Below are 232 nucleotides of genomic sequence, written 5' to 3'. Positions count from 1 at the left end.
TCAACATCCAATAAGTACGCTTTGGCTCTTGCAAGATACGTGGTTGCCATTTTTCCATGTGTTCGCAATTGGTTTGACAGGACGGCGACGTTTAATCGAATGTCGTTATAGATATCTTTTAATGCACTTGTCCAATAAGTATCACCTTTGACGTCGGCATGGGATGCAATTGCAGGCAAAATATCATAAATAATCCCATCAAGTAATGTGCCTATTGCGGCTTCATCTTGGT

1 protein-coding gene is annotated in these 232 nt (G+C 40.9%); it reads right to left on the bottom strand.

The annotated features are described in order from the left end of the window. On the bottom strand, positions 1 to 232 hold a 232-nt coding region (locus Q0791_RS25190; RefSeq protein WP_299011980.1), incomplete at both ends, for a hypothetical protein.

The organism is uncultured Shewanella sp., assembly GCF_947495455.1.
Lineage (GTDB): Bacteria > Pseudomonadota > Gammaproteobacteria > Enterobacterales > Shewanellaceae > Shewanella.
This window is presented reverse-complemented; position numbering and strand designations above follow the sequence as displayed.